The organism is Streptomyces sp. NPDC088194 (genome assembly GCF_040702025.1).
In the GTDB taxonomy this organism is placed as follows: domain Bacteria; phylum Actinomycetota; class Actinomycetes; order Streptomycetales; family Streptomycetaceae; genus Actinacidiphila.
In genome coordinates this window covers 17,121-42,320 of sequence record NZ_JBFBIV010000002.1, presented here as the reverse complement: position 1 = coordinate 42,320, position 25,200 = coordinate 17,121, and the positions used below count along the sequence as shown (strand labels likewise).

At 74.7% G+C, this 25,200-nt stretch carries 23 protein-coding genes and 1 pseudogene; 9 read left to right on the top strand and 15 right to left on the bottom strand.

Annotation, left to right across the window (positions count from 1 at the left end; all coding sequences use genetic code 11):
* Positions 1 to 16: 16 nt before the first annotated feature.
* Positions 17 to 400: a cold-shock protein gene (locus AB0399_RS01130; protein ID WP_103885605.1), complete on the bottom strand. Its 384-nt coding sequence runs from the start codon at positions 398 to 400 to the stop codon at positions 17 to 19.
* Between the two features lie 301 nt (positions 401 to 701).
* Between AB0399_RS01130 and AB0399_RS01125 the strand changes: the two genes are divergently transcribed.
* Positions 702 to 1,052: a hypothetical protein gene (locus AB0399_RS01125; protein ID WP_366409837.1), complete on the top strand. Its 351-nt coding sequence runs from the start codon at positions 702 to 704 to the stop codon at positions 1,050 to 1,052.
* Here the strand turns inward: AB0399_RS01125 and AB0399_RS01120 are convergent.
* Together AB0399_RS01120 and AB0399_RS01115 are read right to left on the bottom strand one after the other, a co-directional pair.
* The gene (locus AB0399_RS01120; RefSeq protein WP_329368240.1) at positions 1,031 to 1,660 is read right to left on the bottom strand and encodes a haloacid dehalogenase-like hydrolase; all 630 of its coding nucleotides are present in this window, start codon (positions 1,658 to 1,660) and stop codon (positions 1,031 to 1,033) included. The genes AB0399_RS01125 and AB0399_RS01120 overlap by 22 nt on opposite strands.
* A 146-nt stretch (positions 1,661 to 1,806) precedes the next feature.
* Positions 1,807 to 2,910 (bottom strand): hypothetical protein, encoded by a 1,104-nt coding sequence (locus AB0399_RS01115; RefSeq protein WP_366409836.1) that lies wholly within the window; start codon positions 2,908 to 2,910, stop codon positions 1,807 to 1,809.
* A gap of 89 nt (positions 2,911 to 2,999) precedes the next feature.
* Here AB0399_RS01115 and AB0399_RS01110 point away from each other — a divergent pair, with 89 nt between their 5' ends.
* Entirely contained in the window at positions 3,000 to 5,465 is a 2,466-nt protein-coding gene (locus tag AB0399_RS01110; protein ID WP_366409835.1) for a helicase C-terminal domain-containing protein, read from the top strand.
* 90 nt (positions 5,466 to 5,555) lie between these two features.
* On the opposite strand, the gene AB0399_RS01105 is transcribed toward AB0399_RS01110, so the two are convergent.
* From AB0399_RS01105 to AB0399_RS01090, 4 genes and pseudogenes are all read right to left on the bottom strand, one after another.
* Positions 5,556 to 8,234: a caspase family protein gene (locus AB0399_RS01105; protein ID WP_366409833.1), complete on the bottom strand. Its 2,679-nt coding sequence runs from the start codon at positions 8,232 to 8,234 to the stop codon at positions 5,556 to 5,558.
* A 5-nt stretch (positions 8,235 to 8,239) separates the two neighbouring features.
* Positions 8,240 to 8,680, bottom strand: coding sequence for a hypothetical protein (locus AB0399_RS01100; RefSeq protein WP_366409832.1), 441 nt, complete (start codon positions 8,678 to 8,680; stop codon positions 8,240 to 8,242).
* A 165-nt stretch (positions 8,681 to 8,845) separates the two neighbouring features.
* A complete protein-coding gene (locus AB0399_RS01095; RefSeq protein ID WP_366409919.1) occupies positions 8,846 to 9,508 on the bottom strand; it encodes a VanZ family protein in 663 nt (220 codons plus the stop codon).
* Positions 9,509 to 9,898: 390 nt separating this feature from the next.
* A pseudogene (locus AB0399_RS01090) lies at positions 9,899 to 10,024 on the bottom strand (LPXTG cell wall anchor domain-containing protein); the annotation flags it as partial.
* 460 nt (positions 10,025 to 10,484) lie between these two features.
* Here AB0399_RS01090 and AB0399_RS01085 point away from each other — a divergent pair.
* Together AB0399_RS01085 and AB0399_RS01080 are read left to right on the top strand one after the other, a co-directional pair.
* Positions 10,485 to 10,994: a hypothetical protein gene (locus AB0399_RS01085; protein WP_366409923.1), complete on the top strand. Its 510-nt coding sequence runs from the start codon at positions 10,485 to 10,487 to the stop codon at positions 10,992 to 10,994.
* A gap of 203 nt (positions 10,995 to 11,197) precedes the next feature.
* Positions 11,198 to 12,856 carry a DNA repair helicase XPB gene (locus AB0399_RS01080; protein WP_366409831.1) on the top strand — a complete coding sequence of 553 codons (1,659 nt, stop codon included), beginning with the start codon at positions 11,198 to 11,200 and terminating at the stop codon, positions 12,854 to 12,856.
* 76 nt (positions 12,857 to 12,932) lie between these two features.
* Here AB0399_RS01080 and AB0399_RS01075 read toward each other — a convergent pair whose 3' ends face one another.
* Together AB0399_RS01075 and AB0399_RS01070 are read right to left on the bottom strand one after the other, a co-directional pair.
* Positions 12,933 to 13,472, bottom strand: a complete 540-nt coding sequence (locus AB0399_RS01075; RefSeq protein WP_366409830.1) for a hypothetical protein — start codon at positions 13,470 to 13,472, stop codon at positions 12,933 to 12,935.
* A 93-nt stretch (positions 13,473 to 13,565) separates the two neighbouring features.
* Entirely contained in the window at positions 13,566 to 13,736 is a 171-nt protein-coding gene (locus AB0399_RS01070; RefSeq protein ID WP_328465175.1) for a hypothetical protein, read from the bottom strand.
* A 395-nt stretch (positions 13,737 to 14,131) separates the two neighbouring features.
* Between AB0399_RS01070 and AB0399_RS01065 the strand changes: the two genes are divergently transcribed.
* The gene (locus tag AB0399_RS01065; protein WP_366409918.1) at positions 14,132 to 16,165 is read left to right on the top strand and encodes an AAA family ATPase; all 2,034 of its coding nucleotides are present in this window, start codon (positions 14,132 to 14,134) and stop codon (positions 16,163 to 16,165) included.
* 36 nt (positions 16,166 to 16,201) lie between these two features.
* Here AB0399_RS01065 and AB0399_RS01060 read toward each other — a convergent pair whose 3' ends face one another.
* The 3 genes from AB0399_RS01060 to AB0399_RS01050 all read right to left on the bottom strand — a co-directional run bounded on the left by AB0399_RS01060 (position 16,202) and on the right by AB0399_RS01050 (position 18,402).
* Positions 16,202 to 16,912, bottom strand: coding sequence for a copper homeostasis protein CutC (locus tag AB0399_RS01060; protein ID WP_329368216.1), 711 nt, complete (start codon positions 16,910 to 16,912; stop codon positions 16,202 to 16,204).
* A gap of 84 nt (positions 16,913 to 16,996) precedes the next feature.
* Entirely contained in the window at positions 16,997 to 17,668 is a 672-nt protein-coding gene (locus AB0399_RS01055) for a hypothetical protein (protein WP_366409827.1), read from the bottom strand.
* Positions 17,669 to 17,760: 92 nt separating this feature from the next.
* The gene (locus tag AB0399_RS01050; RefSeq protein WP_366409826.1) at positions 17,761 to 18,402 is read right to left on the bottom strand and encodes a ScbR family autoregulator-binding transcription factor; all 642 of its coding nucleotides are present in this window, start codon (positions 18,400 to 18,402) and stop codon (positions 17,761 to 17,763) included.
* 181 nt (positions 18,403 to 18,583) lie between these two features.
* On the opposite strand from AB0399_RS01050, the gene AB0399_RS01045 reads away from it, so the two are divergent.
* Positions 18,584 to 19,552: a ScbA/BarX family gamma-butyrolactone biosynthesis protein gene (locus AB0399_RS01045; RefSeq protein WP_366409825.1), complete on the top strand. Its 969-nt coding sequence runs from the start codon at positions 18,584 to 18,586 to the stop codon at positions 19,550 to 19,552.
* A gap of 219 nt (positions 19,553 to 19,771) precedes the next feature.
* On the top strand, positions 19,772 to 20,440 hold the full coding sequence (locus AB0399_RS01040) for an HAD family phosphatase (RefSeq protein ID WP_329368209.1): 669 nt from the start codon (positions 19,772 to 19,774) through the stop codon (positions 20,438 to 20,440).
* A gap of 97 nt (positions 20,441 to 20,537) precedes the next feature.
* Here AB0399_RS01040 and AB0399_RS01035 read toward each other — a convergent pair whose 3' ends face one another.
* From AB0399_RS01035 to AB0399_RS01025, 3 genes are all read right to left on the bottom strand, one after another.
* Complete coding sequence (locus AB0399_RS01035) at positions 20,538 to 21,257, bottom strand: DAK2 domain-containing protein (RefSeq protein ID WP_366409824.1); 720 nt, start codon at positions 21,255 to 21,257, stop codon at positions 20,538 to 20,540.
* Positions 21,258 to 21,330: 73 nt separating this feature from the next.
* Positions 21,331 to 22,338 (bottom strand): dihydroxyacetone kinase subunit DhaK, encoded by a 1,008-nt coding sequence (locus tag AB0399_RS01030; RefSeq protein WP_366409823.1) that lies wholly within the window; start codon positions 22,336 to 22,338, stop codon positions 21,331 to 21,333.
* A 254-nt stretch (positions 22,339 to 22,592) separates the two neighbouring features.
* Positions 22,593 to 23,417: a helix-turn-helix transcriptional regulator gene (locus AB0399_RS01025; protein WP_366409822.1), complete on the bottom strand. Its 825-nt coding sequence runs from the start codon at positions 23,415 to 23,417 to the stop codon at positions 22,593 to 22,595.
* A 54-nt stretch (positions 23,418 to 23,471) separates the two neighbouring features.
* Here AB0399_RS01025 and AB0399_RS01020 point away from each other — a divergent pair, with 54 nt between their 5' ends.
* Together AB0399_RS01020 and AB0399_RS01015 are read left to right on the top strand one after the other, a co-directional pair.
* Positions 23,472 to 24,674 carry an MFS transporter gene (locus AB0399_RS01020; RefSeq protein ID WP_328465193.1) on the top strand — a complete coding sequence of 401 codons (1,203 nt, stop codon included), beginning with the start codon at positions 23,472 to 23,474 and terminating at the stop codon, positions 24,672 to 24,674.
* 88 nt (positions 24,675 to 24,762) lie between these two features.
* The gene (locus AB0399_RS01015) at positions 24,763 to 25,200 is read left to right on the top strand and encodes a nuclear transport factor 2 family protein (protein WP_366409821.1); all 438 of its coding nucleotides are present in this window, start codon (positions 24,763 to 24,765) and stop codon (positions 25,198 to 25,200) included.

Here is a 25,200-nt window from a genome sequence, read left to right as displayed (position 1 = left end):
GCGCGCCGCCGAAGGGTCAGACGTCGAGCTGGTCGGCGACGACGCGCAGCACCGAGGCGATCTTGTGGCCGTGCGCCTTGTCCGGATAGCGGCCGCGCTGGAGCGAGCGCGCGACGTCCTCCAGCAGCGAGGTGAGGTCCTGCACGATCGGCAGCAGCTCATCCGGCTTGCGCCGCTGGGCGGCCGCGACGGACGGTGCCGGATCGAGCAGCGTCACCGAAAGCGCCTGGTCACCGCGTTGGCCCGCGACCACGCCGAACTCCACGCGCTGGCCGGGCTTGAGGGCCGCCACCCCTTCGGGCAGCACCGACGAGTGCACGAAGACGTCGCCGCCGTCATCGCGGGAGAGGAAGCCGAAGCCCTTCTCGCTGTTGAACCATTTGACCTTGCCGGTAGGCACGTCCGACCTCGTCCTCATTGCTCGGTGTCGCCCGAAGTTCTCGGAGCTGATGGAAGTTACTCGAAATTACCCGAACCCGCCGGGGGCTGCTGGAGAATTACCCGAGAGCAGCTGGAAACCGCTCCCGGCAGGTCGTCAGCGGACCGCTCCGGACCCGTCCGAGGACCCGTCGGCAGACCCGTCCGCGGACCCGTCCGAACAGTCGCCGGCAGCGCGCCGACGGCCCGCCACCGTACGACAGGACGCCCGGCGGCCCTGACTCCGTTCCACTCCGTCCACCCCACGGACCTACCCTTGTCGGGTGAGCAAACAAACCCTGGGCCCCGGTGACCTGCTGGTCCGCACCGGCGCCATCACGTTCCTGGTCGGGACGGTCGGCACCGTGGTGACGGTCGCGCCGCTGCTGCTGCACACCAAGCGGCTGCCCACCCCGGCGTACTTCGTGTCGATGCTGATGGGGCTGGGCCTCGCGCTGGCCCTGGTCGGGCTGCTGAAGTCCGCGCTGGCCCAGCGGCACGCGACGGCGGGCGGTGCGGGGGGAACGGCCGTGGTCGGGAAGTCCGGAGTCGGGCAGTCCGGGGTCGGGCAGTCCGGGATCGGGCAGCAGGCGGCCGGGCAGGCCGCCGCGGATCAGGCCGCCGCGGAGCGGTAGTCCGCGAACCAGGCGGGGAACTCCGTCAGGTCGGCCAGCACCACGTCGGCGCCCGCCGCCAGCAGTTCCTTCTCCCCGCACGGCCCGGTCGCCACGGCCACCGACAGCGCGCCGGCGGCACGCGCCCCGCGCACGTCCCCGACGTGGTCGCCGACGTAGACCGACGCGCCGTACTCGACCAGCGCCTCGGCCTTCGCCTCCGCCCACAGCCAGCCGCGCAGTTCGGCCTCGATGCCGACGTGGTCCAGGTGCAGCCGGGCGTTCGGGGCGTGCTTCGCCGTGACGACCAGCGGCCGGCCGCCCGCTGCCCGTACCGCCTCCACCGCGGCCACCGCGCCGGGCATCGCCGGGGTCGGGAGGATCGCGTGGTCGACGTAGAGCGCGCGGTAGCGGTCGCCCATCTCCGCGATGAGCTCGGGCGCGAACCAGTTCGCCAGCTCGTCCTCCAGCGGCGGGCCGAGGCGGGTGACGGCCAGCGCCGAGTCGATGAAGGTGCCCGTCTCCGCGGCCAGCCGGTCGTACACCGCCTTGATCCCCGGGCGGGAGTCGATCAGGGTCATGTCGAGGTCGAACCCGACGGTCAACGGGGCGGCGAGGTCCTTGGTCACCCGCCCATTGTCCCCGACGGCGACGGGACCCACCCCGGTGCCCCCGTTCCCGTCCCGTTCCGTCCTCCGGGGGGACCGGAGGCACCGGAAGGCGGTCCCGGCACCGACAGCACCGGGCGACCCGGAGGGTCCGCCCGGGCCGAGCGCTACGCGGACCTGCGCGCCCGCCAGAGGAAGTACAGGGCGGAGCCGACGGCGGCGACGCGGACCGCGACGGGGAGGTCGTCCCGGATCACGTGTCCCATCTGCCCCTGGGCGACGGGCGAACCCCAGCGGCCCTTGTCACGGCCCCAGAGCCAGACCGCGTAGCCCACGGCCGTGGCCCCGGGCACCCCGAACACCGCGATCTTGGCCTGGGTACGGGTGAGGGTGCGCGAGAGGTATCCGGCCAGCCAGCCGAGCCCGAGCGGAATCCATGAGCCGATCACCACACCGGCGACCAGGAGCGCGGCGGCGCACAGCAGCAGCGGGCTGCCCCACCGCTTCACGCGGGCACGGGCACCCCCGCCCGCGCCCGGCCGCAGCAGCCCGCGCAGCCCCTTCCGCCCCGTCGGCCCCGCCTCGGCCGACCCGCCGCCCGCCGCCCCCTCGCCTTCCCCGGGGCCACCGCCCCCTCCCCCCGCGAGGGCACCCGGGAGCGGCCGCAGCTCCTCCCCCGCCTCCTTCCCCGCCAGGTCCTCGTCGTCGAACGGGATGAAGATCCCCCCGGTCATCCCCGGCAGCCCGGCCAGCTCGTCCCCGGCACGCAGCCGCCCCTCCCCCAGCCCGCCGCCCCACCACTCCGGCTCCCGCTCGCCGCGCGACCGCGGCTTCTCCCGGCGGGAGGCCCGCCGCTCCTCGCGCGAATCGTCACGCGACCCGTCGGACGGCTCCTCCGGCGACCTCTCCCGCGACTTCGGCACCGCCGCCCCGCGCGGCTTCGCGTACGGCCCGTACGTCCCCGGCGCGGGCTCCCCGGCGGGCGGCTCGCCCGCTCCGGACCCGGAGGCAGCCCCCGACGCGGCGCCGGCAGCGGACCGGCCCGACCCGCGGGTGCCCGCCGCCGCCTCGACCACCTCGTCCGGGCTGCCGAACCGCCCGAGGATGCGCTGCACCGCCGCCGCGTTGTCCCCCTCGCCCCTGGCCCGGTCGATGTCGGTCCGCAACTGCGCCACCAGCCGCATCCGGTCGGCCGCCGGAAGCGCGGTCTGCGCCAGGTCACCGACCCGGCTGAGGTAGTCGAACACCAGCCGGTCGCTCTCCACGCCCACCGCCGGGCTCCTTCCGCCGTCCGCCGCACCGCCGCCCGCCACGACGACCGTACCCGTCCGCTTACCTCCATGCGGCTAATGTGGGACGGATGGATACGGCAGAGCCGCGCACCCTCGCGGAGGACCTGCGCGCACGTGACGACGACGCGCTGGCCCGCCTCCTGCGCGCCCGGCCCGACCTGCTCGCCCCGGTCCCGAACGACCTCACCCAGCTCGCCACCCGCGCCGCCACCCGCGCGTCGGTGCTGCGCGCGCTGGACCAGGTCGACGCGTTCACCCGCCAGGTCGCGGAGGCGCTCGCGGTGGCCGCCGACCCGTGCCCGTACGACGCGTTGCGCGTGCTGATGGCCGGCGCGGACCCGGCCGGGGGCGGCGCCGCCCCGCTCGGCGAGCCGCTGCCCGCCGACCTCGCCGCGGCGGTCACCGCCGCCCTGCCCGGCGCGGTGGAGCGGCTGCGCACCCGGGGCGTGGTGTGGGGCGGCGAGGACCGGCTGCGGCTGGTGCGCGCGGCCCGCGACGTGCTGGCGCCGTCGCCCGCGGTGGCGTCCGCGACCGGGCTCGGCCCGTCCGTCGGCGAGGCCACCTCGGGCATGTCGCCCGCCCGGCTCCAGGAGATCGTGGCCGACGCGGGCCTGCCGGCCACCCACGACCCGGTGAGCGCCACCCGCGCGCTGGCCGAACTCTTCGCCGATCCGGGCGGGTTGGGCCCGCTGCTCGACTCCGCGCCCGAGGGCGTGCGCACCGTGCTCGACCGCCTGGTGTGGGGACCGCCGTACGGCGAGGTGCGGGACGCGACCGCACCCGTACGGGCGAAGGACGCCTCGACCGCCGTGCAGTGGCTGCTCGCCCGCGGCCTGCTGCTGCCGGCCGGCCCGCACAACGTCGCGCTGCCCCGCGAGGCGGCGCTCGCGCTGCGCGGTGGCCGCGCGCACCGCTCCCCGCAGCCGGCGCCGCCGCCGATCGCCCCGGTGCCGCGCACCCCGCGCACCGTCGACCTCACCGCGGCCGGCCAGGCGCTGACCGCCGTACGCACCGTCGCCGAACTGCTCGCCGCGTGGGAGACCGGCGGGCCGGCCGTGCTGCGGGCCGGCGGGATCAGCGTGCGCGACCTCAAGCGGACCGCGGCGACCCTCGACCTGCCCGAGCCGCAGGCCGCCTTCTGGGTCGAACTCTCCTACGCCGCGGGGCTGGTGGCCGCGGACGGCGAGGTCGAGGAGGCGTACGCCCCGACCCCCGCGGCCGACGGATGGGCCCAACTCCCGTCCCAGCAGCAGTGGTCGGTACTGGCCGCCGCCTGGCTGACCGCGACCCGCACCGCAGGGCTGGTCGGCAGCCGGGACCCGAAGGGGCGGGCACTGGCCGCGCTCGGCCCCGACCTGGACCGCCCGCTCGCCCCCCAAGTACGGCGCGCCGCGCTCGACTTGCTCGCCGAGCCGCCGCCCGGCACCGCCGCGGACCGGGACGCGCTGCTGGCCCGGCTGCGCTGGGACCGCCCGCTGCGGCCGGGCGCCGACGCGCTGCGCACCGACCTGCTCGACTGGACCCTCATGGACGCCGAGGCACTGGGCGTCACCGGGCGCGGCGCGCTCGCCGCGCACGCCCGGCCGCTGCTGGCCGGCGACCCGGACGCGGCCGCCGCCGCGCTCGCCCCGCTGCTGCCGGAACCACTCGACCACGTGCTGCTCCAGGCCGACCTGACGGCCGTCGCCCCGGGTCCGCTGGTCGCGCCGCTCGCGGAGATGCTGGGCATGCTGGCCGACATCGAGTCCAAGGGCGGCGCCACGGTCTACCGCTTCACCCCCGAGTCGGTGCGGCGCGCCCTGGACGCGGGCCGCAGCGCCGCCGAGTTGCAGTCCTTCCTGACCACCCACTCGCGTACGCCCGTGCCGCAGCCGCTGAGCTATCTCATCGACGACGTGGCGCGCCGGCACGGCGCGCTGCGGGTCGGCGTGGCCGCCGCGTACCTGCGCTGCGACGACGACGCCGTGCTCACCGAACTCCTCGCCGACCGCCGGGCAGGCGGCCTCGGGCTGCGCCGGCTCGCCCCGACCGTGCTGGCCGCGCAGGCCGACCCGGCCACCCTCCTGGAGCGGCTGCGCGCGATGGGCCTCGCCCCGGCCGCGGAATCGCCCGACGGCGACGTCCTGATCACCCGCCCCGACGCCCGCCGCACCCCGCCGCGCACCCCGCCGCTGCCCGTCACCGACGGGCCGCCCGCGCCCGACGACGCGCTGCTCGGCCTCGCGGTCAAGGCGATCCGGGCCGGCGACCGCGCCGCCACCGTCACCCGCAGCGCCCCCGCCGCCCGCGACGGCGGCCTGCCCCGCACCCCCGCCGCCGACACCCTCGCCACCGTGCAGGCCGCCGCCCTCACCGGCGAGTCCCTCTGGATCGGCTACGTCAACGCCGAGGGCGCCGCCACCCAGCGCGTCATCGCCCCGCTCCGCGTCGAAGGCGGATACGTCACGGCCTACGACCACACCGCCGACGAGAACCGCACCTTCGCCCTGCACCGCATCACCGGCGTCTCCACCCTCGCCGAAGACCCGTCCTGACCCGTCCTGTTCCGGCATCCGTCCTGACCCGGCCTGTTCCGACACCCGTCCTGACCCGGCCTCACGCGAAACCCGGCCGTTCCGAAACGGTCAGCTCGCCGTGCCGTCACCGTCGTCGAGCACGGAGCGCCGCAGGAGCGGGAAGTACGCCGGGCCGGGCGGCGGTTCCAGGCCGAGCGAGACCGCGAGCTTCTTCGCCCGGCCGCCCAGCCGGACGGCGTAGCAGCGCAGCGCGTACGCGGCGTCGTCGGGGAACCCCGCGCCGTGCAGCCCGGTGACCGTGGCGCGCAGGTGGCCGATCTCGTCCCACGATCCCCCCTTGATCACGACCCGGGCGGTGCCGTGCAGTCCCCTGCGGCGCAGGGACAGCGTCAACTCCAGCCGCCGCGCGGAGTCGAACCACGCCCCCGCCGCCCGCCGGGCCGCGTACCGGACCGCTTCCTCGCGGCCGAGGGCCCGCAAGGCCGCCAGCGCCAGCGCCAGCCCGGTGGGAGACCGGAGGCGGTCGGCCACGGCCTCCAGGTTGCCCTTGTCCAGGGTCGGGACACGTCCGCCGGCCGAGATCCCGCGGTCGGACAAGCAGGCCCGCAGCGCGAGGGCTTCGGGGAATCCTCCGCGTTCCAGCCAGGCGAGCCGTGCGGCGAGGTCCGCCGGAGCCCTGCGGGCGCCGTAGCCGAACAGCGCGAGGAGGTCCAGATGGCTTCCGGTGTCCCGCAGTTGTTCCAGCACCTCGGCGAACGCCTCGTCCGACGCGGTGCCGAACGAGGTGAACACCTCGTCGTAGCGCCCGTCCGCCAGGAACGGCTCTCTGAGCAACGCGAGCCGCGCAGGTGCCGATTGAGCAGCGATCGCGGACAGCAGCCGGTCACGGTCACGGGTCCGGCCCCGCTCCTCCAACCCCTCCAGCAGCCGCGCGACGTCCTGCGCGGACGACTGGCCGACCTCGTCGAGCAGGGCGTTCGCGTCCACGGGGCGGCCCATCTCGCGCAGGCTGTCGACGAAGTCCACCGCGGCCTCGACCGGGCCGGTGCGGGTCGCCATCGACAACAGCAGGACGGAGTCCTCACCTCGGCCCTGCCGGTACAGCGTCTTGGCGAGTGCCGTCAGGTCCGCCGGAGACATCGCGGCAGCGCACCGCCGCAGCACGGTCGAGGCGTCGGGGCCGAGGCCCGCCGAACGCAGTTCCGCGCAGAGTTCGGCGATGGTCCGCAGATCGGGACGCACCGACGACGCTGACGGGGGAACGGCGCCGGCGATCCACCCTTCGAGGATCGTGGCGGCGTCGTCCTCGTGTTCCGCCTCGTGCATCTTCCGCAGGAGCTGCACGAACGCGGGCACCGGACGCCGTGTCACCGTCTCCTGGGTCCGCAGGTAGAGCGCGAACGCCCGGACCTGCTGGCCGATGGCCAGGAGGGCGTCGGCCAGGCGTCCTGGTTCCTCCGGGGAGTCCGTGGTGGCGGCCGTGAGGACCCGGTCGGCCTCCGGCTCGAGACCGGCGGACCAGAGCGCTCCTGCCAGTTCGAGGACGTCGTCGGTACTGCTCAGACGCTCGGTCCGCAGGGACAGCAAGCGGTCCGCCTCGGCCGAACGGCCGTTGGAGCGCAGGGACTTGTAGGTGGCCGCGACGACATCGACGGATTGGCCGGCGGCATGGTGCAGGACGCGTGCGGCGTCCGCCGGCTCGTCGTCGACGGCGTACAGGGCGTCAAGGTAGTCGGCGACGGCCTGCGGGCCGCGATCGGACAGGGCCGCGGTCACCACACCGGAGGCGGCCCGGTCGTCCGCCGCGCTCAAAAGCGCCGCGAGGGCGGCCACTTCCTGGACCGGACGGCGCGCCGCCCATTCCCGCAGCAGCGCGTCGGCGGCAGCACCGCCGTCCGCGGTCCTCGACCTCGCGGCCTCCTGGACGAGTTCGCGCGGCGTCCGGGCCGGCCCGGTCACCACGTGGGGGGTGCCGGACGGGCTCGCGCCCTGCTCCTCGTCGTCCACCGGTGCGCTCTCCGCCAGGTGCCGGTTCCTGGCGAAGACGAGGGTGCGGCCGGTGTTGCTGAGCCGCTGCTGCGGCAACGGGCGTCCCTTGGCTCGCAGTTCGCCGTACAGGTGCTCGTAGACGTGGGTGGCCTCGATCAGTTCGCCAGCGTCGGGCAGCCCGCTCTCCAGCAGACGGATCAGCTCTCCGGTGAACGCCGTGTACGTCTCGCCGGGCGGCGACTGCGACTGCCGGGTCGCGGAACTCGCGGTGAGGAGGTAGGAGCCCGCGATGCGCGTCTGCTCGGCCATCTGCACCGCCCGGCCGGCGCCGCCCATGCCCCCCTCGAACGCCCGCCCGCCGTAGCAGCAGTCCAGGATCACGACCCGGTTGACGTCGCGCCGGGTACGGAGCACCTCGCCGCGTACGGCATCGAAGTCCAGGGCGGTGTAGGCCCGTTCGGGATCGGTGCCGGGCAGGGCGAGCAGGAGGCCGTTGACGTCCGGATGGGCCAGACCGTGCCCGGCAAAGTAGACCAGCAGCGTGTCCTCGGCCTTGCGCGCCGCGTCGTGGATCGCGTCGAGGACCTCCTCCCGGGATTCCGGCTGCGGCAGCCGTACGCAGTTCCCTTGCGGCAGGCCCCAGATCGTGGCGTCGGTGAACAACTCGGCCAGCCTGCCGAGGTTGTTCGCGACCGCGGGCAGTTCGTCGAGGGAGGCGTGGTCGTACGACGCGGCTCCGACGAGGACCGCGTACGAACGGTGCGGATCGGCGAGTTCCCTGTCCCCCTGGGTGGCCATGCGGGCTACTCAGGGGCCTGGCCGTCAGGGTCGGGCGCGGGCTGGTCAGGGGCGGGCTGGTCGAGGGCGGGCTGGTCGGGCGAGGGAGGTGGCTCCGGCAGCGCCGCGAGCACCGCCAGGACCCGGCGCACCTCGTCGTCGGTGCCGTTCTCCACGGTGACGGACAGGCCGTCCGAGTCGCGGGTGAAGGTGAATCCCGCGCCGCGCCCGCCGCCGGCTCGCGAGCGGCGCCAGGAGACGTACTGCATCGCCAGGCTCGCGATGGTCGTCGACTCGGCGAGGACGACCTGGATGACCTCCAGGGCTCCCATCGCCCCGGGGCGGCCGGTGGCGGCGTTCTCCAGGCGGACCGACTCGGGCCCGTCCTGGTCGTCCCTCAGCCAGCGGAAGAAGTCGTGCAGGGCAGGAACCTCGTCGTCGTTCGTCGCCCGGATCTCCACCCGCATCTGGAACTCTCCGCCTCCTGGCACACCGCGCGGCCCCTGGGCCGGCCCAGCTCGAAGTGATGGTGCCACAGGGGCGCAGGGGGTGCACGCGTTCTCGCCGTAGGGGAACGCCCCGCTCCGGTACGGCGCACCGCGAACGCGCACCCCCCGCCGGCGGGTGCCCGATCAGCGCTCGAGATCGGCGGGGGCGGGCTCCGGAGCCTTGCCGATGCCGTAGCGGTGGTACCAGTGGGGGCGGCGGGGGTGGAGGGCGCGGCCGAGGCGGAGGCCGAGGGCGAGGTAACCGAGCAGGGAGCCGGCGGTGTTGAGGATGACGTCGTCGATGTCGAACGCGCGGCCCTCCACGATCGCTCCCTGGGTGGTCTCGACCATGAGCATCACGAGGGCGGTGACGACGACGACCCGGATCAGCCCGCGGGTGCGCGGGAAGAGGGTGGGCAGCAGGATGCCGAAGGGCACGCCGAGCAGGATGTTGCCGCCGATCTGCTTGACGGTGTCGCGGGTGTCCGGCTGGTCGAGGTAGGCCCGGATCGACGCGCCCGGCCGCAGGTTGGTGTGCACGAGGGCGTCCGAGGCGGGCGACGGCACGAGGGTCACCCGGGCCAGCGCCACCGCGAAGGCCACCATCGCGACCACGAGCACCGCGAGCACCAGCGCCCGGGCCGCCAGCGCGACCGCGGAACGGCGCTGGAGCAGCGGGGCGGGCGGGGCGTCGCGGCGCGCGGCGGACTTGGCGGGCTTGGCGGACTTGGTGGGCCCTGCCGCCTTGGCCGACTTCGCCGACTTCGCCGGTACGTCGCCGCCGGAGCGCGGCCACCAACCGGGCAACGTACGGCGGGACTTCGGCGCCTGGCCGACCGTGGCCTTGCGGGGCCGCCCGGCCGCCTGCTTCGGCGAAGAGCCCGGCTTGCGCGCGGACTTGGGCTTCGGCCCCTGCTTCGGCTCCGGCTTCGACTTGGGCTTCGGCTCGGGCTTCGACTTCGGAACGGACTTGGGCGCGGCCTTCCGCGCCGCCCCCGGTGTGGCCGCCCCGCTCGACCCGGAGGACGGGCCGGCACGGAAGAGCGGGACTCGTAGCGCCATGGAACGCGGCCCCCTCGAATAGGCACTGTCCCTGCGGCGCTTACCCCCGACCGGCCGCCGTACGCCGTGGGAAGGCGTGCGGCGGCCGGACCGGCGGCGGTCGTACGGATCGTACGAACGGTCATACGCGTGGCGTCAGTTGTGGCGCCCGCGCCTGCGGCTGAACACCACCAGCGCACCGCCGGCGCCCAGCACCCCGACGGCCGCCGCGGCGGCCCACTCGACCTGGGCCGACGCACCGGTGTGCGGAAGGGTCGGCGGGGTCGTGGTGGGCGTGGTCGGCGTCGTGGGCGGGGTGGTCGGCGGGTGGCTGGGGTGGTGCGACGGGTGGTGACTCGGGTGGTGCGAGGGGTGATGGCTCGGGTGGTGGGACGGCGGAGTCGTGGGAGGGGTGGTCGGAGGCGTCGTGGGGGGCGTCGTGGGCGGCTTCGTCGGAGGGGTCGTCGGCGGCTTGGTGGGCGGCGTCGTCGGCGGGTGGCTGGGGTGGTGCGACGGGTGGTGGCTCGGGTGGTGCGAGGGGTGATGGCTCGGGTGGTGCGAGGGGTGATGGGACGGGTGGTGGGACGGCGGGGCGGTCGGGGGCTTGGTGGGCGGTGTGGTCGGAGGCTTGGTGGGCGGAGTCGTGGGCGGGCAGCTGGTGCTGTCGCTGGGCGACGGGCTCCCGCTCGGCCACGTGTCCCCGTAGCCCGGGGCCGTGGAGCCGTAGCCGTCGTCGGGCGGCGTGGAGCCGTACCCGTGGTCCGGCGCCGTGGAGCCGTACCCGTGGTCCGGCGCCGTGGAGCCATATCCGTCGTCGGGCGCCGTGGAGCCGTACCCGTCCGGCGCCGTGGTGTGCTGTTCGGCAGGCGGCGCGCTGGAGGGGACAGCGCTGGAGGGGGCGGAACTGGAAGGGGCGGAGCTGGAGGGTGCCGCGCCGGAGGGCGCCGCACTGTTCGGCCACTGGCTGCCGTTCGGCCACGACGCGTTGTCGCCGCTGGGCGACGACGACGGCGCGGCAGTGTTCGGCGGCCACTCGCTGCCGTTCGGCCAGGACGTGTCCGACGGAGCGGCGGCGGTCCCGAGCGCGGCGGTCGTCCCGCCGTCGTCCGAGGTGGCGGCACCGGCCGGCGAGCCGGGCAGCAGCAGGCCGGCCGCGGCCATGACTGCCGCGCCGACGACTGCCGTGGACGCCGCGGCGGCACGGAACGGCCCCCGGCGGCGCGACGCGGTGGGGGGATTCGTCTGCTGGTGATCCATGGGGGCAGAAAACATCAAATACGACTGTTCATCTTGTATGCAGAGCACATGCCGCGCGCAGATTCCCCTGTCCGGACGCACGCCCCCGCCTCACCCCCGTCCCACCCCGCCTCACCCCCGCCCCCTCCCGCCGCGCTCCGACCGAACCGCGCGGCGAAGTACAGTTGTCTGTTCGCCCGCCATCCGTCGGAGGCCCCCTTGTCCTGCTTGATCGTCCAGAGCGACAAAACGCTCCTCCTGGAGGTCGACCACGAGCAGGCCGACGCCTGCCGCCGTGCGATCGCCCCGTTCGCCGAACTGGAGCGGGCCCCCGAGCACATCCACACCTACCGGCTGACGCCGCTGGGCCTGTGGAACGCCCGGGCGGCCGGACACGACGCCGAGCAGGTGGTGGACGCGCTCGTCGAGTACTCCCGGTACCCGGTGCCGCACGCGCTGCTGGTCGACGTGGCCGAGACGATGGACCGCTACGGGCGGCTGCGGCTGAGCAAGGACCCGGCGCACGGCCTGGTGCTGACCACCACCGACCGCCCGGTGCTGGAGGAGATCCTGCGCTCGAAGCGGGTGCAGCCGCTGGTCGGCGCGCGGATCGACGCGGACACCGTCGCCGTGCACCCCTCCGAGCGCGGCCAGATCAAGCAGGTGCTGCTGAAGCTGGGCTGGCCGGCCGAGGACTTCGCCGGATACGTCGACGGCGAGGCGCACCCGATCGAGCTGGACGAGAACGGCTGGGGGCTGCGCCCGTACCAGCAGCAGGCCGTGGAGGGCTTCTGGCACGGCGGCTCCGGGGTGGTCGTACTGCCCTGCGGCGCGGGAAAGACGCTGGTCGGCGCGGGCGCGATGGCGCAGGCGAAGGCCACCACGCTGATCCTGGTGACGAACACCGTCTCGGCCCGCCAGTGGAAGCACGAACTGGTGAAGCGCACCTCCCTCACCGAGGAGGAGATCGGCGAGTACAGCGGCACCCGCAAGGAGATCCGCCCGGTCACCATCGCCACGTACCAGGTGCTCACCACGAAGCGGAAGGGTGTCTACCCGCACCTGGAGCTGTTCGACTCCCGCGACTGGGGGCTGATCGTCTACGACGAGGTGCACCTGCTGCCCGCGCCGGTCTTCAAGTTCACCGCCGACCTCCAGGCCCGCCGCCGGCTCGGCCTGACCGCGACGCTGGTGCGCGAGGACGGCCGCGAGTCCGACGTGTTCTCGCTGATCGGGCCGAAGCGGTTCGACGCGCCGTGGAAGGAGATCGAGGCGCAGGGGTACATCGCGCCCGCCGACTGCGTCGAGGTCCGGGTCAACCTCACCGAGACCGAGCGGCTGGCGTACGCGACGGCCGAGACCGAGGAGAAGTACCGCTACTGCGCGACCACCGCGACCAAGCGGAAGGTCACGGAGGCGCTGGTGGCCAAGCACGCGGGGCAGCAGACCCTCGTCATCGGGCAGTACATCGACCAGCTCGACGAGCTGGGCGAGCACCTCGGCGCGCCGGTGATCAAGGGGGAGACGACGAACGCGCAGCGCGAGAAGCTCTTCGAGGCGTTCCGGCAGGGCGAGCTGTCGGTGCTGGTCGTCTCCAAGGTGGCGAACTTCTCCATCGACCTGCCCGAGGCGACGGTCGCGATCCAGGTGTCGGGCACCTTCGGCTCCCGTCAGGAGGAGGCGCAGCGGCTCGGCCGGGTGCTGCGGCCGAAGGCCGACGGCCACGAGGCGCGCTTCTACTCGGTGGTGGCCCGCGACACGATCGACCAGGACTTCGCGGCCCACCGCCAGCGGTTCCTCGCCGAGCAGGGGTACGCCTACCGCATCGTGGACGCCGACGACCTGCTCACCGGCTCCGCGGAGGCGGAGGACGTCTGACCAGCCGTCCGGTGCACGGCCGCGCCGCCCCCGTACGGCTTCGGCCCGCCGCCCGAGTAACGGCTTCGGCCCGCCCTCAGTTCGGCAGCGGCAGGTGCACGTAGAGGTAGACGCCGGTCAGCGCGGCCGCCAGTGCCCCGACACCCAGCAGCGGCCGCACGGCGTGCCAGCGGTTCGGCACGGCCCAGCAACCGGCCAGCAGGACCGCCGCGAGCGCCAGCACGCAGGGGTCGACCTCCATCGCCCGGAAGAGCGCGTGGCAGCCGTCCGGCTCGCACGAGTCGGTCGCGAGCGGCGAGAGCATGAAGAAGAGCGCGCCGATCGCCAGGAGTGGGGCGCACAGGACGCTGCACAGCACCGGGACGAAGATCTCGCGGGGCTCCCGCGGGGAGTCGGTGCCCGTGAGGTGGACGGCGTACGGCCAGGGCTCCGGCGGCCGGCCGGCCGCGGTGGGCGGCAGCGCGGGGCGGGGCGGACCGGGCGGAAGAGGCGGGCCGGGCCGGAGGGGCGGGCCGGACGAAGGACTCGCGTCGGGGCCGCGCCCGTCAGGCGGGTGGGGCCGGGCGGGGTCCGGATCGTCGGCCCCGCGGCAGTGCCCTGCGGTGTGTGTCGCCATGGGTCCCATGACAGCGCCCAGGGCGGTCTCGCACATGCGCCGCCGTACTCACCTCGGCGCGGGGAGGCTACTCACCGGTAGCGCTCCGGGTGCTCAGTAACGCTTGCTCTCGGTGCCGAGGAGGACGACCTCGACGGCGGTGGTGACGTACACCTTGACCGCGCGCAGCGCGTTGCCCACGCGGTGTCGGGGGTTGCCGGAGCGGGCGCCGATCGCGGTGCCGCCATGGACGCTGGGACCTGGGGGAAGTGTGGTGGAGGCCATGTCTCCACGGTAGGCATCACGCGCACGGCGTACGTCGGGCCATGGGCGGATATCGCACCGGGCGTGTGCGACTTCGGGCGGACCCCCGACCCTGACGGGCCCCTCGGGGTCCCCCCGAGTCCGGCGGCGGGCACCCGGGCGGAAAACGGTTAGCATCGCCGCGACCCGGGGCGTATAGTTCCGCGTCTTGCCGCCTCCCTGACGGGAGTGCCGCCGCCCGGACGGAAACCGGCCGGCCCTTCGTGATCACCACCGCGTGCGTACGCGACGCCGTACGCTCCCACGTATCAGCCGGAGGCAAAGCCGTGCCCTCGCACGCCCGCAACCAGTCCGCCTCGCCGACAGCCGCGGCCCCTTCCTCCGCCCCGCCCGCGGACCCGGCGCCGGCCGACCCGCTGGGCCACGAGCGCGCCCACCTCGCCTCCTCCCGGTCCGCGCTGCGCGCCATGCGGGAGGACGTCGAGGCGCTCGACATCAGCGACGTCACCGGGAACTGGGTCAACGCCAAGATCCTCGCCGGCGAGATCGAGGTGCGCATCAAGGCGCTCGCCGACCTCGCCGGCACCCCGCTCTTCTTCGGCCGCCTCGACTACCTGCGCGCGCCGGGCGTCGAGGCGGCCGAAGGGGGTGCGGGAGAGAGCTTCTACATCGGGCGGCGCCATGTGCACGACGCCGACGGCGACCCGATGGTCATCGACTGGCGCGCCCCTGTCTCGCAGCCGTTCTACCGCGCCTCCCGCGCCGAGCCGATGGACGTGGCGCTGCGCCGCCGCTTCGGCTACACCGGCGGCGAGCTGACCGCGTACGAGGACGAGCACCTGACGGACGCCACCGAGGAGGACCGTTCCAGCAAGCTGCTCCAGTCGGAGATCGAGCGGCCGCGCGTCGGGCCGATGCGCGACATCGTGGCCACCATCCAGCCCGAGCAGGACGAGATCGTGCGTGCCGGGGTGGGCGGCAGCGTCTGCGTGCAGGGTGCGCCGGGCACCGGGAAGACCGCGGTCGGCCTGCACCGGGTGGCCTACCTGCTGTACGCGCACCGGGAGCGGCTGGCCCGCACCGGCACCCTGGTGATCGGGCCGAACGCGTCCTTCCTCCAGTACATCGAGCAGGTGCTGCCCGCGCTCGGCGAACTCCAGGTCAAGCAGGCGACCGTGGACGACCTGGTGGCCCATGTCGAGGTGCGCGGCACCGACTCGGCGGCCACCGCGCGGCTCAAGGGCGACGCGCGCATGGCGGAGGTGCTGCGGCGCGCGGTGCGCTCGGGCATCACCATGCCGAAGGAGCCGGTCGTGGTGGTGCGCGGCTCCCGGCGCTGGCGGGTGCCGGCGTACGAACTGGAGGAGATCGTCCGGGAGATGGCCGGCCGCGACATCCGCTACGGCGCCGCCAGGGACGCGCTGCCGCAGCGGATCGCGCACGCGGTGCTGGTGCAGATGGAGCGGTCCGGCGAGGCGCCCGACGACCGAGTGCAGGACGCGGTCGCCCGCAACCCCGCGGTCAAGGCCGCGGTCAAGGCGTGCTGGCCGCCGGTCGACCCGGCCAAGACGGTGCTGCGGCTGCTGTCCGACCCGGAGTTCCTGGCCTCGTGCGCCGACGGGCTGCTCTCGCCGGAGGAGCAGCGGGAGGTGCTGTGGGCGAAGCCGGCCCGCGGACCGGCCTCGGCGAAGTGGTCGGCGGCCGACGCGGTGCTGATCGACGAGGCCACCGACCTGGTGCAGCGCACCGGTTCGCTCGGGCATGTGGTGCTCGACGAGGCGCAGGACCTCTCGCCGATGCAGTACCGCGCGGTCGGGCGGCGCTGCTCCACCGGGTCGGCGACGATCCTCGGCGACCTCGCGCAGGGCACCACGCCCTGGGCGACCGCCTCCTGGGCCGAGGCGCTGTCCCACCTGGGCAAGCCGGACGCCCGGGTCGAGGAGCTGACCCGCGGCTTCCGCGTACCGCGGGAGGTGATCGCGTACGCGTCCAGGCTGCTGCCGGCCATCGCTCCCGGGCTCGCGCCGGCGACCTCCGTCCGTGAGTCGCCCGGCGCCCTGTTCGTACGGCCGACGGCCGAGGACGGGCTCGACGCGGCCGTGCTGGCCGCCTGCCGCGAGTCGCTCGGCTACGAGGGCTCCATCGGCCTCATCGCGGCCGACCCCCGAATCCCGGCACTGGCCGCCGCGCTCGACGCGGCCGGCCTGCCGTACCTCTCCCCCGGCGAGGAGACCTCGGCGACCGCCCGGCTCACCCTGGTCCCCGCGTCCCTCGCCAAGGGCCTGGAGTACGACTACGTGGTCATGGACGACCCCGCCGCGATCGTGGCGGCCGAGCCCGACGAACGGACCGGCCTGCGCCGGCTGTACGTCTGCCTCACCCGCGCGGTGTCGGGCCTGACGGTGCTGCACGCCGCCCCGCTGCCGGGCGCCCTGGCGGAAGTCGGCTGACCCCGCGCCGCGCCCGGCAACTCCAGCCGCGCGGACCTATCCGACGGCCACCGCTGAGTCGAGGGCCTCGCGCCAGGTGCGGACGGCGGCGACGTCGACGGGGGCGGCCCATCCGCCGGGCCGCACCGCGCCGCCGACGTGGAAGCCGCTGAGTCCGGCCGCGCGCAGGGTCGGCACGTGGTCCAGGAGCAGGCCGCCGCCGACCAGCAGCTCCGGCTCGTATCCGGGCTCGCCGGCCCGCGCCGACTCGTCGCACAGGACCGGCAGCCCGGCCGCCACACCGTCCGCCGATCCGGCGGTGAGGTAGGTGTCCAGGCCGGGCAGCCCGGCGAGTTGCAGGCGCAGCGCGTCGCGGTCGGCGGCCCGGTCCATGGCGCGGTGGAACGTCCAGCCGCAGCCGTCGATCACGTCGACCAGCGCGTGGATCGCGTCGAGGTCGGCCCGGCCCCGCGCGTCGAGGAAACCGAGCACGAACTCGTCGGCGCCCTCGGCCCGCAGGCCCTGCGCGGTCTCGCACAGCACGTCCAGCTCGCGGGCGTCGCCGGCGCTGAACCCGTCGGACAGCCGCAGCATGACGCGCAGCGGAATCCGCACCGCCGCCCTGATCGCGCCGAACGTCTCCCGGGAGGGCGTCAGCCCGTCCGCGGCCATATCGGTGACCAGTTCGAGGCGGTCGGCCCCGCCGTCCTGGGCCGCAACGGCATCCTCCGCGCCGAGGGCGATCACCTCGAAGATTGGTCTAGACATATGAGCAAGGGTGCCACACCAGCCCCTCCCGCGCGAGGGCCGGGTCCCGCGCCACGGCCCGGAAAAACCGGCCGGGCGGGCGGACTATGCCTCCAGCAACTCCAGTTCGGTGCCGACGTTGCGGCGGGCCACCGGCTCCCAGTGCTCGCGTCCGTACGCCGTGCGGAACAGGTTCGGCAGCGCCAGCAGCCGTCGCAGCACCTCGGCGCGGCCGGTCCGGAAGTCCTCGTCCGGCACGAAGGCGTACTCCTCCCGGACGGCGGCGGCGTACCCCGCGTACGCCGCCGGGTCGCCGGCCAGCACCGCCAGGTCCGCGTCGCACAGCACCTCGCCGTCGGCGTCGCCCTCGGCCGGGTCGTGGTCCACGGTCAGCAGCACCAGCCGGGCGACCTGCGCGACGCGCTCCGGGTCCACCCCGGCCTCGGTCAGCGCCCGTTCGGCGAGCGCGGCGCTGCGCTCCTCGTTCTCGCTGCGCTCCGGGCGGTAGACCACGTCGTGGAACCACGCGGCCAGCGCCACCGTGTCCGGGTCCTGCGCGTACACCGTCAGCTCCGTCACCCGTGCCAGTACCGCGACCAGGTGGTCCAGCGTGTGGTAGCGGCGCTGCGGCTCCGCCCAGCGGGCCAGCAACTCCCGCCCGTACACGGCCGGATCGGGCTCGTCCGCCGCTCCGTTCCGGCAGCGGCGCAACAGCTCGCACCACTGCGCGAGCAGAGCGGCGTAACGGGGATGGGCTTCGGCTCGGCTCTCGGGCATGCGGATCATTGTCCACCGCGCTCCCGGGAGAGCACGGGTGCCCCCCGACGCGGGTTCCCCTCCCCCACCCGAGTGCGCCGGGCGCCAGGGCCCTACGGCACCAGGCAGGACGGGCCGGGCGCGCCCACCCGCGTCAACAGCTCCCGGGCGTCGGGCTTCGCCTGGAGCCCGGCGAGCAGCAGCAGCCACAGGTCGTAGAGCCGGTCCTCGATCTGGTCGCGCCCGTCGAGCGCGTCGGAGACCGTGTGCATCCCGAAGAACGCGTAGACGACACCGACCGCGGCCGTCTCCGGGGCGAGCCCGCCCGCCAGTTCGCCCTGTTCGGCCGCCTCCCGCAGCAGCGACCCCACGGTGTCGATCCACCCGAGGAACGGCGCGGGCAGCGGCGTGTCGATGGCGCGGCGCTCGGTCCACAGCCGCGACCCGGCCCGCACCACGACGTCGTCGCGGAAGGCGCGGGCGACCGAGAAACTCAGCGCGACCAGCCTCTCCAGCGCGGATTCGTATGACCGGTGAATTCCGGAGATCATCTCCGGCCAGGTCGCGAAGTGCGCCTCGACGACAGCGAGCGCCAGTTGCTCCTTGTTGCCGAAATGGAAGTAGATCGCCCCGCTGGTGCGCCCGGAGAGCGCGCTGATGTCGCTGATACTGGTGCCGGCATAACCGCGTTCCTCGAACAGCCGCGCCGCGGCCTCCACGAGACACCTGCGCGTCGTCTCCGCCCGTCCCTGCACGATCACCCCGGTAGCCGCTTCGTCGCCGACCCCGGCAATCTAGCGCGTCGCGAAGACCGATCCCTACCGGGTTCCGGATGACGCACATGCGAATCAGCCGGACGTGAGTTCTTCTTATGGTATGAATCATTCGGTCGGGGATGGGTCCGGACGGAACTCCGGGCAGGACGATTCACCGGGCTTGAGCTGGTCCCGCACGGTCGCCAGGGAAATGGTGCACCGGTCGTCCGTCGCCGAGGTGCTGCTGACGGACGTACGGCCGGACGGCACCGGGGGGTTCGAGGCGGCGGCGTGCTGGCCGCGCTCGCACGCCACCTTCCCGCGCGACGGCTCGGACCTGCACAGCCCGCTGCTGGTGGTCGAGACACTGCGGCAACTGGGCATCTACCTGCCGCTGCGCTACTTCGGCGTCGCGCCGACCGCGCATCTGCTCATCGGCGATCTGTACTTCGCGCTCGCCCCGGACCGGGAGCCGCGGGTCGGCCACGGCGGCACCGAGGTGACCTGCGCGATCGCGGTGCGCAAGGTGCGCCGGGACGCCGACGGCGCGGTCACCGGGCTGCGGCTGGACGTCCGCTACGCCTGCGCCGGGACGGACTTCGCCCGGGCCGGCGGCGGCGCCCGCTTCGTCGACCCGGACGGCTACCGCGCCGTACGGAACCGGTACGACGACGACGCCGAGCGCGCGGACCCGGCTCGGCTCCCGGCTCCCGGCCGGGCTCCCGACCCGGCCGCGAACCCGGCCTCGAACCGGGCCGCGAACCGGGCCTCGCGCCCCGCTCCGGACGACCGCCCCGAGCCTTCCGCGCTCGCGGTCACCGGGCACGGCGACGTGGTGATCGCCCGCCGCCACGGCGGCCTCGCGATCGAACCGGCCGACCCTCGGCACCCGTTCTTCTTCGACCACGCCAGCGACCACGTGCCCGGGATGGTGCTGCTGGAGGCGGCCCGGCAGGCCGCGGCCGAGGCCAGCGGCGGCGCGCTGCTGCGGCCGGTCTCCGGACGGCTGGTGGCCACCCGCTTCACCGAGCACGCGCCGGCCGCCCGGATCGAGCCGGTGCCGCACCACCGCACCTGCGTCTTCCGGGTCCGGCAAGGACCCGCCTGCACCGCATACGGGGTGCTCGGATACGGCCGACACGCGGTGTGACTTATTGCATTCGCTTGACTACCTTACGCGGTCGTCCATAACGTAACGATCGATATGTTCTCGGTGGTGCCCTCCGAATTCCGCGCCGTCCGCGGGATTTCCGGACGCCTTCGCCGAGAGCCCGCGCCTGCCTGACGAAACAGCGCACAGCCGTCCGTCGCCCGCATTCCCGGCGACCACCCTCAGCGCGTTCAGGCATTCTCGAACGGACTTGCCCCCATGACCCCTCACCCCCTCTTTTCCTGGACCCCGGCGGCGATTGTCTTCGACTGCGACGGCACCTTGATGGACACCGAGCGGCACTGGCAGGACGCCCGCGATCTGACCCTGCGCGATTTCCAGCTCGTGACGGAAGACGGATTCGCCGAACGCAGCAAGGGCCTGCACTACACCGAATGCGGTCAGCTCATGGCCGACGAATCCGGGCGGCCAGAACTCGGCGGCGAACTCACCGAACGGCTGCTCGGCCATTTCCGCACGCTCGTCGCCGCGGACCCGCAGACGATGCCCGGCGCGGGCGAACTCGTCGCCAACGCAGCGAAGTTCGCGCCTCTGGCGGTCGCCAGCAACTGCCCGCTGGACGTCGTCGAAACGTGCCTGCGCACCGCAGGGCTGCGGCAGCACTTCGACCACATCGTGGTGCCGGGACCCGGCATCCGCCCCAAGCCCTACCCCGACGTCTACCTCACCGCCGCCCGCCTGTGCGGCTCCGCGCCCACCGACTCCCTCGCCGTCGAGGACTCCGCGTGCGGCATCGAGGCCGCCACCCGCGCCGGCCTGCGCACCATGGGCGTCGGCCCCTGGCCCGGGGAGGACCTCGCCGCCACCGTCGACATCTGGGTCGCCTCCCTCGACGACCCCAACATCTTCTCCTGGTCGTCACGCTGACCGGTAAGGAGCCGGGAACCGTACGACCAGCCCACCACCGGCGGGTGGTCCTGGAGTTGACCAGCGCCACCCGCCCCGGAAGGCCGGGCCGGGCCGATCAGGCCAGGTACGGCGTGAGAGAGGGAACCGTGGTGCCCGCGGAGGCGAAGAGCAGGGCGATCCCGACCGCCCCCGGGTCGGGCACGCCCGCCGCCCGCTCGCCGAGGTAACTCGCCCGCCCCCGCCGCGCGGTGAGTCGAGCGGTGCTCCGCACCCCGCCCCACGCGGCGTCCGCCGCGCCGGCGACCGCGGCGCCGGGATCACCCGGCACCGTACGAGCCCGCGCGGCCAGCGCCTCGCAGGCCGGCACCAGCGCGTCGACCAGCGTCTTGTCACCGACCGCCGCCTCCCCCACCCGCTGGATCGCGGCGAGGCCGTTGCCCGCGCCGACCGCCAGCGCGGCGGCGGGCGCCCCGTCCCGGGCAGCGGCGACGGCGACCGCGACCTCCTGGAGCAGAAGGCCGAACAGCGGGCCGCTGGTGCCCCCGACCTCGTCGAGGAACGCGGAGGCGGCCGCCTCCAACGGCCAGGCGGGCGCCGGTGGAACCGCGGGCAGCACCGGTACGTCGGACGCGTCGAGCCGCCGCAGCGCGGCCTGCAGCCCGGCCACCAGGTTCGCGCCGAAGTCACCGTCGCCGACCTGCTGGTCGAGCGCGGTCAGTTCGGCCTCGGTCGCGGTCGCGGAGGCCGCGAACCGGCGCACCCACGCGTCGGTGAACCCGGTGAAGTCGATGGGCCGGAAGGGCTCGGAGAACTCGGTGTCGGTTGATGTGAGCATCGCTGCATCTCCCGTCGTTGCCTGCCCGCTGGTCGTGGTGAGCACCGTGGTGGGCACCCGGTCGCGGCCGCCGTCAGCCCGCCCGCCCGCACCACGCGGGTGCCGAGGCCGGCGCGTCGTAGTACGCGAGCGTCGCGTCGTCGGCGGCCAGCAGCGTGAGCGAGAAGCCCCGCATGTCCAGCGCCGTCACGAAGTCGCCGACGAGGGTCCGTACGGTGGAGGCGCCGCGCTTGTCCAGCAGCCGCGTCACCTCGCCCAGCACCGCGTACAGCTCCAGACGGGTGACCCCGCCCAGTCCGTTGACGAGGAGCACGACCTGCGCCCGGGGGCCCAGGTCCAGGGAGTCGGCGAGGGCGGCGACCATGTCCTCGGCGAGGTCGCGCAGCGACATCTCCCCGAGGGTGCGGCGGGCCCGCTCGCCGTGGATGCCGACGCCGTACTCGATGGCGCCCGGCGGCAGGTCGAAGGCGGGGCGGCCGGTCGCGGGCGAGGTGTGCGCGCCCGAGGCGACCGCGAGGCTGCGGCACCGGCCGGCCACGTCCGTGCCCAGCGCGACCAGTTCGGCCAGGCCCATCCCGGTGTCCGCGGCCGCGCCGAGGATCTTCTCGACCAGCACGGTCGCGCCGGTGCCGCGCCGGCCCGTGGCGACCTCGTCCGACTCGGTCGCCACATCGTCGTCGATCAGCACCCGGCCGCAGGCGATGCCCTCCCGGGCGAGGCGTTCCGCGGCGATCCCGAAGTTGATCTTGTCGCCGGTGTAGTTCTTCACCACGTGCAGCACCCCGCCCTCGCCCGCGACGGCGCGCGACGCGGCGAAGATCTGGCGGTTGTGCGGTGAGGCGAAGACGCGGCCAGGGCAGGCGGCGTCCAGCATTCCGGTGCCGACGTATCCGATGTGCAGCGGTTCATGGCCCGAACCGCCGCCGGAGACGAGGCCGACCCTGCGGGTCGGCGCCGGCTTCAGCGCCCGTACAAAGCCGTCCCGCTCGTCCCAGCGCACGTCTTCCGCGTGCGCCCGGGCGAAGCCGGCCAGCGCGTCCCCCACCAGTTCGTCGGCCACGTTCACGAAGTAAAGGCCCATGAGACGACCTCCTGTCCCCTCATGCTGAGCGGTCCTGCGGATGGCGGCAACCGGACCCCCCGAACGCCCCCGTCCTCCCTGCTCAGGGCCCACCTCCCGGCGAAGGGCCGCCGGCCCCGGCCTCCATGCCCCTGAGCGGCTGCGGGTTCCTCCGCGAAAAGAGCCGCACGAACCCAGGGGCGCGGGGAGCGGCGCGACCGGCCCACCGGCGGGTGGTCCCGGGGCCGGCGGGACAACCCAGCCCGGGGGTCCTGTCACCCCCGGTCAGGGGACGCGTGGCGGCCGGGGGTGACCCCGAAGGCGTGCCGGAAGGCCTCGATGAACGCGCTCGGGTTGGCGTACCCGCAAGCCGTGGCCGCCGAGGTGACGGACTGCCCGGCCGCGAGAAGCATCAGCGAGTGGTGGAGCCGCAACTGCGTCCGCCACTGCGGAAACGTCATCCCCAGTTCGCGCCGGAACAGCCGGCTGAGCGTCCGCTCACCGGCCCCCACCGCGGCCCCCAGCCGCGCCAGCGAGCGATCATCCGCCGGATCGGCGTGCAGCAGCCTCGCCACGGCGCGCAGCCGATCGTCGGAGGGCGCCGGAAGATGCAGCGGCAGCGCGTCCACCCGCCGCAGCTGATCGAGGGTGACCCGTTCGAGGTCGGCCCGCTGAGCGGCGGTGTAGGGCGGGTCCGCGGGGCCGGGCGTGTCGCTGAGGGCCACCACGAGCTCGCGCAGCAGCGGCGTGACCGCCACGACCGTCGGCCGGTCGCCGCCGAGCGGGCCGAGCCGGGGCGCGAACGACAGCGTCCGCATGTCCGTCGGGCCGTGCGCCTCGTGGGCGTGCGGCACCCCGGCCGGAATCCACACCGCGCGGTACGGCGGCACCACCCACGCCCCGAGCGGCGTGGACACCCGCAGGACGCCGCGGCTGGGGTGGATGAGCTGGTGCACGGCGTGGTGGTGCCAGTCGATCCGCTCGCGGTGGACCAGCTTCTGGCGGGTGGCGGCGTCCAGCGGGCGCGGCCCGGGCGCGTCGGGAACCGGCGGTCCGGGCCGGCGGGGCGGCTCCCCGGCCGATTGGCGGGTTGTCGGCATAAGTAGACAGAGTATCGGTAGTCGACCAGTGTGCCCACTCGGCAGGCTGCGGATATGACCCAGACCGCCGACACGGCAACACCTCGACCGGACTCCTCCGGCCCCCCGGGGCCGGCCCCCGCCCGCACCACCTGGCAGCGGATGCGCGTGTGGGGCATCGCCCACGCCGTCGACGACCTCTACCAGGGCCTGGTCCCGGCGACCGTGCCGTACTTCGTCCTCGACCGGCACTACGGCTACGTCGCCGCGTCCGGCCTCACCCTCGCCGCCACGCTGGGCAGTTCGGTGCCGCAGCCGTTCATCGGGCTGGCGGTGGACCGGATGCGGCTGGGCTGGCTCGCGGGAGTCGGCGTCGCCATCGCCGGGATCAGCCTCGGCCTGTCGGGACTGGTCCCGTCGTACGCCGCCGTGTGGTGCCTGATCATGCTCTCCGGGCTCGGCATCGCCATGTTCCACCCGGCCGCCGGGAAGTCCGCCCGCGAGGACGCCGGGGACAGCGCCGCCGCGATGAGCGTCTTCGCGGCCGGCGGCAGCGTCGGCTTCTTCCTCGCGCCGGTCCTCGCCACCCCCGCCCTGATCGCGTGGGGCGTCGGCGCCACCGCCCTGTTCATCCCGCCCGCCGTCCTCACCGGGTACGTCCTGCTGCGCCGCCGCCGGCGGCACGCGGTTCCCGCGTCGGCGGCGGCCCGCGCCGGAAAGGACCGCTGGGGGCCGTTCGCCGCGCTGACCTGCCTCGAAGTGGTGCGCTCCGTGGCCTTCTTCGGGGTGAACACGTTCATCGAGCTGTACTGGATCAGGCATCTGCACGCCTCCCGGGGGCTGGCCGGGGCCGCGCTCACCGTCTTCCTCGCCGGCGGGGTCGGCGGGACCCTGCTGGGCGGGCGGATCGCGGACCGGATCGGCATGGTGCGCACCGTGCAGCTCGGCGGCGCGCTCGCGCTGCCCATGCTCGCCGGGCTCGTGCTCACCCCGGGCAGCATCGCGCCGCTGCTCTTCGCGGTCCTCACCGGTGTCTGCCTCAACCTCCCCTTCGCCGTCCTCGTCAAGCTCGGCCAGGACTACCTGCCCACCCGCCCCGGCACCGCGGCCGGCGTCACCCTCGGGCTGGGCGTCAGCATCGGCGGGCTGCTCTCCCCGATCCTCGGCCTCATCGCCGACGCCCACGGTCCGCGCGGCGCCCTCACCGCCCTCCTCGTCGTCCCGCCCGTCGCCCTGGCACTGGGCCTCCTCCTCCCCGAGCCGTCCCGTACGGCGTGACGGCCCGCGCCTCCCCTCGACCCGTGCCTCCCTTCGACCCGCGCGTCCCCTTGACCTCAAGCCCGCTTGAGGTCGCAGGATCGTCCGCATGGACACCCCCCTGGAACCGCAGACCGCCGTCAGCACCCTCGTGAGCCGCTACTTCCGCGCCCTCGACGAGCGGGCGTTCGAGACCGGGTGGACCGCCGCGTTCTTCACCGAGGACGCGGCGGTCCGGGCCCCCGTGGGCGCCGTACGCGGAAGGGAGGCGATCGCCGCGCAGGCGGAGGAGGCCCTGCGCCGGTTCGACCGGACCCAGCACATGTCGACGGACGTGCTGGTGACGGCCGCCGCGGACGGCGCGACCGCCGACGCGTCGTGGAACGCGCTGATGACGCACCTCCACCCGGACGGCCGGATCTTCACGGTCGGCGGGCGGTGCCGCGCGGCGCTGCGCCGTACGGCCGACGGCTGGCGGTTCGGCGACCTGTCCATCACCCCGGTGTGGACCGACGGTGAGCCCCCGCACCTCCCGCCGCGGGCATGA